The sequence below is a fragment of the Ottowia massiliensis genome, from assembly GCF_900240305.1.
GTDB lineage: Bacteria > Pseudomonadota > Gammaproteobacteria > Burkholderiales > Burkholderiaceae_C > Ottowia > Ottowia massiliensis.
In genome coordinates, this window is the sequence record NZ_LT964854.1 from 221,076 (window position 1) to 229,634 (window position 8,559).

At 67.6% G+C, this 8,559-nt stretch carries 3 protein-coding genes; 1 reads left to right on the top strand and 2 read right to left on the bottom strand.

The annotated features are described in order from the left end of the window. Positions 1 to 102: 102 nt before the first annotated feature. Both hrpA and C1720_RS00910 read right to left on the bottom strand, forming a co-directional pair. Entirely contained in the window at positions 103 to 4,278 is a 4,176-nt protein-coding gene (gene hrpA / locus C1720_RS00905) for an ATP-dependent RNA helicase HrpA (protein ID WP_102282915.1), read from the bottom strand. Between the two features lie 427 nt (positions 4,279 to 4,705). Further along, positions 4,706 to 6,229 carry a sulfite reductase subunit alpha gene (locus C1720_RS00910; protein ID WP_102282916.1) on the bottom strand — a complete coding sequence of 508 codons (1,524 nt, stop codon included), beginning with the start codon at positions 6,227 to 6,229 and terminating at the stop codon, positions 4,706 to 4,708. A gap of 72 nt (positions 6,230 to 6,301) precedes the next feature. Between C1720_RS00910 and C1720_RS13930 the strand changes: the two genes are divergently transcribed. Further along, on the top strand, positions 6,302 to 8,515 hold the full coding sequence (locus tag C1720_RS13930; RefSeq protein WP_146006800.1) for a carboxypeptidase regulatory-like domain-containing protein: 2,214 nt from the start codon (positions 6,302 to 6,304) through the stop codon (positions 8,513 to 8,515). Positions 8,516 to 8,559: the final 44 nt, after the last annotated feature.

Sequence of the window (8,559 nt, forward strand, 5' to 3'; positions counted from 1 at the left end):
CAAAGGGGTGGAAAGGTCAAGCAGTGCGGGCAGGTGGCGAAGGCTCATCTGCGGCTTGCGCCTTGCAGCCCATCTTGATTCGCAGTTTCTCCGCGCGGGTTCTCAGCGCCCCACTTGCGCCCAGACTTTTTCCAGGCGCTTGAGGCTCACGGGCTGGGGCGTGCGCAGCTCCTGGGCGAAAAAGCTCACGCGCAGCTCTTCAAGCAGCCAGCGCAGCTCTTGCATGCGCTCGTCTTGCTGGCCTTTGCGCTCGGCCACCAGGCGCCAAAAACGCTGCTCTTGCGCGCGCGCCTCCTGCATGTGCCGGGTGTCGCGGGCGGGGTCGGCGCGGCGTTTGTCAAAGCGCAGTTGCACGGCTTTGAGGTAGCGCGGGTAGTGCTGAAGGGCGCTCCAGGGCGTGGCGGTGATGAAGTCGGGCGGCAGCAGGCGCTGCAATTGCTCGGCGGCGTCTTTGGCCGCTTCTGGGGCGGCTTTGGCGGCGTCTTTCACTTTGCGGGCGGCCTGGGCGTGTTCGGTCAGGATGTGGGCGGCCAGGCGCGCGATTTCGTTGGCGATGAGGGTCAGGCGCGCGCGGCCTTCTTCCACGCGGGCGGCAAAGGCGGCTTCGCTGGCGGGCAGCGGCTCCATCAGAAAGGCGCGGTCCAGCGCCAGGTCGATGATTTGCTGGCGCAGCTGCCCTTCGGCGCCCAGCGGCATGTAGAGCACGGCCATTTTTTGCAGCTCGGGAATGTTTTTTTCGAGGTATTTGAGCGCGTCGCGGATTTGCAGGGCGAAAAGCCGCCGCAATCCGGCGCGGTGGCGCGCGGCGGCCACTTGCGGCTCGTCAAAGACTTCGATGGTGACGGCGTCGCCCGCGTCCACCAGCGCGGGAAAGCCGATGAGCGTCTGGCCTTTGCGGGAAATTTCCATCAGCTCGGGCAGCTCGCCAAAGCTCCAGCGGGTGTGGCGCTGGCTGGCGGCGTCGCTGCCAGCTTCGGTTTTGAGGGCGGCCCGCGCTGGCTGGGCGGGCGTTTGCGGCGCTTGGGGTGTTTCTGCCGGGTTGGCGGGGGCCGCGTCGGCGTTGAGTTCCGCCTTGGCGGCTTTCAGGCCGGCCAGCGCCTGAAAAGCGCCGCGCGCCTGGCCGCCCAGTTCGGCCTTGAGGGCGGCGAGGTTGCGGCCCGCGCCCAGCTGGCGGCCGTGTTCGTCCACCACGCGCACATTCATGAACAGGTGCGCGGGCAGCATGTCGAGCTTGAAGTCGGTGCGTTTGACATCCAGCCCGGTTTCGCTGCGCACGATTTGCAGCAGCGCGTCGGTCAGGCTGCCGTGGCCGAAGGCGTCGGGCGCGCCCAGTTTTTCGGCCAGCCGCGCGGCGCTTTCGGGCAGGGGCACGAAGCGGCTGCGGGGCTTTTGCGGCAGGCTTTTGAGCAGGGCCTGGATTTTTTCTTTCAGCATGCCGGGCACAAGCCACTCGCAGCGCGCTTCGCTGATTTGGTTGAGCACGAACAGCGGCGCGGTGACGGTGAGGCCGTCGCGCGCATCGCCCGGCTGGTGCAGGTAGGCGGCGGCGCAGTCCACGCCGCCCAGCCGCAGCATTTTGGGAAAGGCGGCGGTGGTGATGCCCGCCGCTTCGTGGCGCATGAGTTCTTCGCGGGTGAGCGTCAGCAGCCGGGGGTTGGCCTGGCTGGCTTGGCGCCACCACTTTTCAAAGTCGCGCCCGTTGCTGATGCCTTCGGGCACGTGCGCGTCGTAGAAGGCGTAGATGAGTTCGTCATCGACCAGCACGTCTTGCCGGCGGCTTTTGTGCTCCAGCTCCTGCACTTGGGCGATGGTGCGGGCGTTGGCCTGCAAAAAGGGCAGGCGGCGCGGCCAGTCGTCGGGCACGTTGCGCTCGGCCATGCCGTGCACCAGCGCTTCGCGGATGAAGATTTCGCGCGCCTCGCGCGGGTCGGCCTGGGCGTAGCTTTTGCGGCGGCCGCTGTAGACCGTCAGGCCGTAGAGCGTGGCGCGCTCGAAGGCGATGACGTCTTGCGCTTTTTTCTCCCAGTGCGGCTCCGCCAGCTGCTTTTTGAGCAGGTGGCCGCCCATTTCCTCCAGCCACTGCGGCTCGATGCCGGCGATGCCCCGGCCATATAGGCGCGTGGTTTCCACCAGCTCGGCGCAGACGATCCATTTGCCGGGCTTTTTGCGCAGGCGCGCGCCGGGGTGGCGGTGAAACTTGATGCCGCGCGCGCCCAGGTATTCCGCGCCGCCGTGGCCGCCGTGGCCGCCCCCGGCGTGGCCGTGCTGCCCTTCTTCCAGCTTGCAGCCCACGTTGCCCAGCAGGCCGGCCAGCAGGCTTTTGTGCAGGGCCTCGTAGCTGGCGGGGCGGATGTTTTCGCGCCATTGGTGCTCGGCGGCCACGGTGCGCAGCTGGGTGTGGATGTCGCGCCACTCGCGCACGCGGCGCACGCTGATGTAGTTTTGCCGCAGCAAGGCTTCCCACTGGCGGTTGCTGAGGCGGTGGGCAGGCGGATGGACCGGCGCTGTTTCAGGCATGAAATCGGCGTTTTGTCCTGGTGCAGACTCGTTTTTCTGCTCTTGTTTCTGGAGCATCCGCCGCGCTTGCGCCAGCGCTTGCGCGGCGCGCTGGGCGGCTGTTGCGCGCCCGCTTTCGCCTTTTTCGTCTTCTTGCGCCGGCATGGAGCGCCGCGAGCTGGCGGCGCGCCCTTCGCGCGCGTCTTGCAGCCACTGCCACAGGCGCAGGTAGCCGCTGAATTCGCTTTTGTCGTCGTCAAATTTGGCGTGCGCCTGGTCGGCCTGGGCTTGCGCCTGCAAAGGGCGGTCGCGCACGTCTTGCACGCTCAAGGCGGCGGCAATCACCAGCACTTCGCGCAGCGCGCCGCGCTCGCGCGCTTCGATCAGCATGCGGCCCACGCGCGGGTCCAGCGGCAGGCGGGCCAGCTCGCGGCCCAGCGGGGTGAGGGCTTGCGCTTCATTCATCGCGCCCAGCTCGGCCAGCAGGGCAAAGCCGTCGGCAATGGCGCGGCCCGAGGGCGCGTCGAGAAACGGAAAGTCTTCCACCCGCCCGCCTTCGCCGCCCAGGCGCAGCGCCTTCATGCGCAAGATGACGGCGGCCAGCGAGCTGCGCAGGATTTCGGGGTCGGTAAAGCGCGGGCGGCCCGCGAAGTCTTTTTCGTCATACAGGCGTATGCACACGCCGTTGCTCACGCGCCCGCAGCGGCCCGCGCGCTGGTTGGCCGCCGCCTGGCTGACTGGCTCCACCAGCAGCTGCTCCACCTTGCTGCGCAAGCTGTAGCGCTTGACGCGCGCCGTGCCCGCGTCCACCACGTATTTGATGCCGGGCACCGTCAGCGAGGTTTCGGCCACGTTGGTCGCCAGCACGATGCGCGGGGCCGTGTGCGGGGCGAACACGCGGTCTTGCTCGGCCTGGCTCAGGCGCGCAAAAAGCGGCAGCACCTCCGCGCCGCGCGTGAGCGGGCTGTGCGACAAGTGCTGGCGCAAGTGGTCGGCCGCTTCGCGGATTTCGCGCTCGCCGGGCAGAAACACCAGCACATCGCCCGCAGGCTGGCCCGTCCAAAGCTCATCGACCGCGCTGGCAATGGCGTCATTCAGGCCGTAATCGCGGCTTTCTTCAAAAGGCCGCCAGCGCTGCTCCACCGGATACGTGCGGCCCGAAACCATCAGCACCGGCGCGCTTTGGCCGCTGGCGTCGGCAAAGTGGCGGGCAAAGCGCTCGGCGTCAATCGTGGCGGAGGTGACGATGAGCTTCAAATCAGGCCGCCGGGGCAGGATTTGCTTGAGGTAGCCCAGCAAAAAGTCAATGTTCAGGCTGCGCTCGTGGGCTTCGTCGATGATGAGCGTGTCGTAAGCCTTGAGCAGCGGGTCGGTCTGCGTTTCGGCCAGCAAGATGCCGTCGGTCATCAGCTTCACGCTCGCGCCGGGCGAGAGCCGGTCGCTGAAACGCACCTTGTAGCCCACCACTTCGCCCAGCGGCGTTTGCAGCTCATCGGCAATGCGCCGGGCCACGCTGGTGGCTGCGATGCGGCGCGGCTGCGTGTGGCCAATCAGCCGCCCGCGCTCGCCCGCTTGGGCGTTCAGCCTGCCGCGCCCCAGCGCCAGCGCCATCTTGGGCAGCTGCGTGGTTTTGCCCGAACCGGTTTCGCCGCAAACGATGATGACCTGATGCTTTTGCAGCGCCGCCTCGATTTCCGCGCGGCGGGCCGAAATGGGCAGCTCCGGCGGAAAGGCGATGACAGGGCGCGAAGAAGCTGAAGCGGGCGTGGCAGGGGCATTCATAGGGCGGGCGATTATCTGGCGCGGCGTCTTCACGCGGGGCTGCCTGCGCAGCCGCTGCCCGCACGCGGCCTGCCAGCGCGGAAAAAGCGGAAAAGCGAAAAAGGAGCGAAGCAGGCGTGAGCGGTGGATAAGCTGCTTTTTTACGCTCTTATAGTCATAGCATGATGTCCTAGTGGATACTGCGCTAACAAGCATTTCCAGCCCCTTGAATTCGCTCCTTTTTTGGAACCTATCGGGCTAGAAAAGAACAGGCAGCACACCTTGCCAGCTCCGCTGGCAAGCGCGCCGTGAACCTGCTTCTTTCAGCCATGGTTAGTCATGGCGCAATTTCTTCTGCCGTGCCCGCGCATCGGCAAGATGCGTTGGTCTTTGATTGAATGGCGGCAAACGGCGGACTTTTGAATTCAGCCGGACGGCGGGCCTGGCCTCAATACACGTCGCGGCAGTAGCGTCTTTCGGCCAGCAAGGCATCCACGCGCTCGCTGCCCAGCGTCTGGCGCAGCACGGCATCCACGCCGGCGGCCATGCCAGAGAGGCTGCCGCACACGTAAAGGGCGGCGCCTTCGTCCATCCACTGGCGCAAGGTGGCGGCTTCGCGCGCGAGCACGGTTTGCACGTAGGTTTTGGGCGCGCCGGGGGCGCTGTCGCGGGAGAAGGCGGCATCGACGCGCGGCAGGTGGCCGCTGGCTTGCCAGCGGGCGATTTGTTCGTGGCAGAGCCAGTCGTGCGCGGCGTTGCGTTCGCCGAAGATGAGCCAGTTGCGGTGCTGTCCGGCGGCTTCGCGCGCGTGCAGGTGGGCCAGCAGCCCGGCCAGGCCCACGCCGTTGCCGATGAGGATGAGCGCCCGCTCGGCGTTGCCGCCCAGGTGAAAACCGGCGTTGGCGCGCAGGCGCACGGGCAGCGTCTGGCCCGCTTGCAGCTCTTCGGTCAGCCAGGCGGAGCACAGGCCGGGGCTGCCGTCGGCGCGGTTTTGGCGGCGCACGAGCAGTTGCAGGCTGCCGCTTTGCGGGATAGAGGCGATGGAGTAGTCGCGCGGGTTTTTGACGTCAGCCGGGGGGGCGATTTGCGCCAGGTCGCCTGCTTCCCACGTCAGGCTGGCTCCGGCGGGGGCGGTCAGCTCCAGCAGCCAGACGGGGCTGCCTGCGCTGCCGGGGTTCAGGCGGGTTTTGGCGGCCAGTGTCCAGTCGTGCCAGCCGCCCGCTTCGCTGGGGCGTTCGGGTTGCCAGCGGGCCAGTTGCGCGGCGTCCAGCCCGAAGGCGGCGGCCAGTTGCTTGCGCCAGGCGGCCAGGGCGGCGTTCATTTCAAAGTCATCGGCGCTGTCGGCCTTGATGCAGGCAAACAGGCGCTGGCCGCCGCTGGAGGCCAGCCAGCCGTCGATGGCCTGGCCGAACTGGCAGAAGTTGTCGTAGCTGCTGTCGCCCAGCGCCAGCACGGCGTAGCGCAGGCCGTGCAGGGGCGGGTGCTGGCGCATGTGCTGTTTTTCAAAGGCCACGGCTTCGTCGGGCGGTTCGCCATCGCCATAGGTGCTGGCCACGATCAGCAGGCGGGCTGCGCGCCGCAGCGCATCGGCATCGAGCAGCGCCAGCGGCGCAGCTTGCGCGGCCTGGCCGCACGCTTGCAGCATGGCGGCGGTGTTTTTGGCCAGCGTCTGCGCCATGCCGGTCTGCGTGGCCCAGGCGACGAGCACGGGGGCGGCAGGCCGTTTCGCGTCTGTTTCCGTGCTTGTTCCCGCGTCCATTTCCACCGCCGCTTTCGCGCCTTCAAGGCCCGTCTGCGCACCCGCCAAAGCGCTGCCGCCCGCCTCGCTCATTTGCAAGGCCCGCGCCGCTTCCCCTGCTGCCACCTGCGCCCTGTGCCGATGCCGCTGCCATACGGCCAAGCACAGCAAAGCGTAGGCCGCCAGCGCGGCAAAGGTCAGGGTGTAGCGGAGGACTTCCGTGGAGGCAGGCATGGCAAAAAAGTAATGAAAAGAGTTGAGATTTCAGCCAAATTTTGATGCAATAAGAAAATGAGGTAACAAGTCATGCACAACATGCCCAAATCCATGCAGCAAAAACAGCACGCCGCAGCCATTCTGGCGCAGCCGTCAAGGCTTGCGCAGCGCGCATGGCGAGGGCAGATGGCCTGTTTGGCGCTGGCGCTGCTGCCGCTGGCCGCCTGGGGGCAGACAGGTCCGTGGCTGCATGTGACTTTCACAATGGGCATGCACGCCGTGCCCTTGGGCGCTGCCGCCTGGCTGGCCGCATTGGCCGTGGCCGCTGCCGCCGTGCGGCGCGCTCGCAAGGGGCGCTGGCCCTCGGCAGGACTGGGCGGGCTGATGCTCATGGCGCTGCTGGCGGGCGCAGCCTGGCTGGCCGCCAGCCTGCATCACGCTCCGCAGGCGCTGGCGCAAGGCGCGCGCGCGTTTGCGCTGAGCACCAGCCCTGCCGATTGGCCGCTGTCCGCCGGGCAGAGCCAGCGCGTTGAGCTGCGCAACGAAACCGGGCATGCCATCACCCTGCAAACCATCGCCATCAGAGGCGATGCACAGGGGCGCTACGCCATTGATGCCACCACTGCTGGCGCCTGTCAGAGCGGACAGACCCTGCAAGCAGGCCAGACCTGCCAGGTGGACGTGACCTACGCCGCCAGCCCGGCGCCCGGCCCATCGCCTACCCCTTCCCCCACGCCTTCCCCGTCACCCTCTCCCACGCCCAGCCCCTCCCCCACTCCTTCTCCGGCGCCTTCGCCGGACACGCGCGCTGTTTCTCCGCTGGAGCCATCGGACCAGCCCCGTTTCATCAGCCAGCCTGTCCTGACGGCCAGCGTGGGCCAGCCTTGGCGCTATGCCGTGCGGGCCGTGGACGCGCAAGGCCAGCCGCTGGCCGTGCGGGCGGAGGCCGCGCAAGTCCCTGCGGGCCTGGTCATCAGCGGCGCGGCGGGCAGCCAGGAACTGGCCTATACGCCCGCAACGGCAGGCTGGCAGCCCATTGCCTTGCAGGCAAGCGACAGCGCGGGGCGTGTCGTGCGCCAGAGCTTCTGGCTGGGCATAAGCGACGACCGCCATTTGCCTGCCGATCCTGCCAAGCGGGCCACGCCGCTGCCGCCGCAAGTCATCACGCCTTTTGATGAAGGCACGCGCTTTCTCTACACCGGCAGCGATTCCATCCAGCAGGGTATGGCCGATGGCGCCATCCGGCCCATGCTGGCCGCCGTGCTGCGCGGGCAAGTCAAGAGCCGCAGCGGCCAGCCTCTGCCGGGCGTGACCGTGCGCGTGCAGGGCCATCCTGAATACGGCCACACCCGCACCCGCGCTGACGGCTGGTTTGACCTGGCCGTCAATGGCGGCGGCTGGCTCACCTTGCACTACGAGAAAACCGGCTATGCCAGCGCCCAGCGCAAAGTGCACACGCCCTGGCGCGACTGGGCCGTGGCCGATGACGTCACCCTCATTCCCACGGACGGGCAATATGCCGTCATCGACCTGACGCGCCCCGCCTTGCAGGCCTATTGGGGCAATGAAGTGCAGGACGGACGCGGCAAGCGGCGCGCCGCCGTCATCTTCCCGGCTGGCGTGCAGGCCGAAGCTGAAATGCCTGACGGCAGCACGCACGCGCTGCCGCAGCTGACCGTGCGCGTGAGCGAATACACCGTAGGCGACAGCGGCCCGCAAGCCATGCCGGCGGCGCTGCCCGCCAGCGTGGGCTACACATGGGCAGCCGACTTTGCGGTGGACGAGGCCCGTGCGCTGGGCGCGCGCCATGTGCGTTTCAACCGGCCCGTCTACACCTACGTCAGCAACTTCATTGGCGCGCCCGTGGGCACGGCCGTGCCTGCGGGCTGGTACGACTTTGAGCGAACGGCCTGGATTGGATCGGACAACGGCCGCGTGATTGAAATCCTCTCCGCGCAGGGCGGCAAGGCGCAGGTGCGCGTGACAGTGGCGCGCCGCGCCGCCACGGCGGCGGAACTGGCTGAACTGGGCTTCACGGACGACGAATTGCAGACGCTGGCGCGGCTTTATGCGCCCGGCGAGCAGCTCTGGCGCACGCCCATGCGGCACTTCACGCCCTGGGACTTCAACTGGCCCTGGGGGCCGCCTGATGGCGCCGCGCCGCCGCCAGGAGGCAATGGCGGTGGCGGCGGTGGCGGCGGCAAGGGGGGCGGGGGGGGGGGCGGCTCCTGTTATAACACTTGTGCGGCCGGGTATATAAAGGGGTGGATGATACGTCGTATCTGCCTTAATTATCACATTTAGTATTAACGCTATCAATATGGATAGAACGATAGACTAAGGCAAGG

Bases quoted from the DNA above. Each gene is read 5' to 3' on its own strand.
- hrpA (WP_102282915.1), bottom strand. From the start codon at position 4,278: ATGAATGCCCCTGCCACGCCCGCTTCAGCTTCTTCGCGCCCTGTCATC.
- C1720_RS13930 (WP_146006800.1), top strand. From the start codon at position 6,302: ATGCACAACATGCCCAAATCCATGCAGCAAAAACAGCACGCCGCAGCC.
- C1720_RS00910 (WP_102282916.1), bottom strand. From the start codon at position 6,229: ATGCCTGCCTCCACGGAAGTCCTCCGCTACACCCTGACCTTTGCCGCG.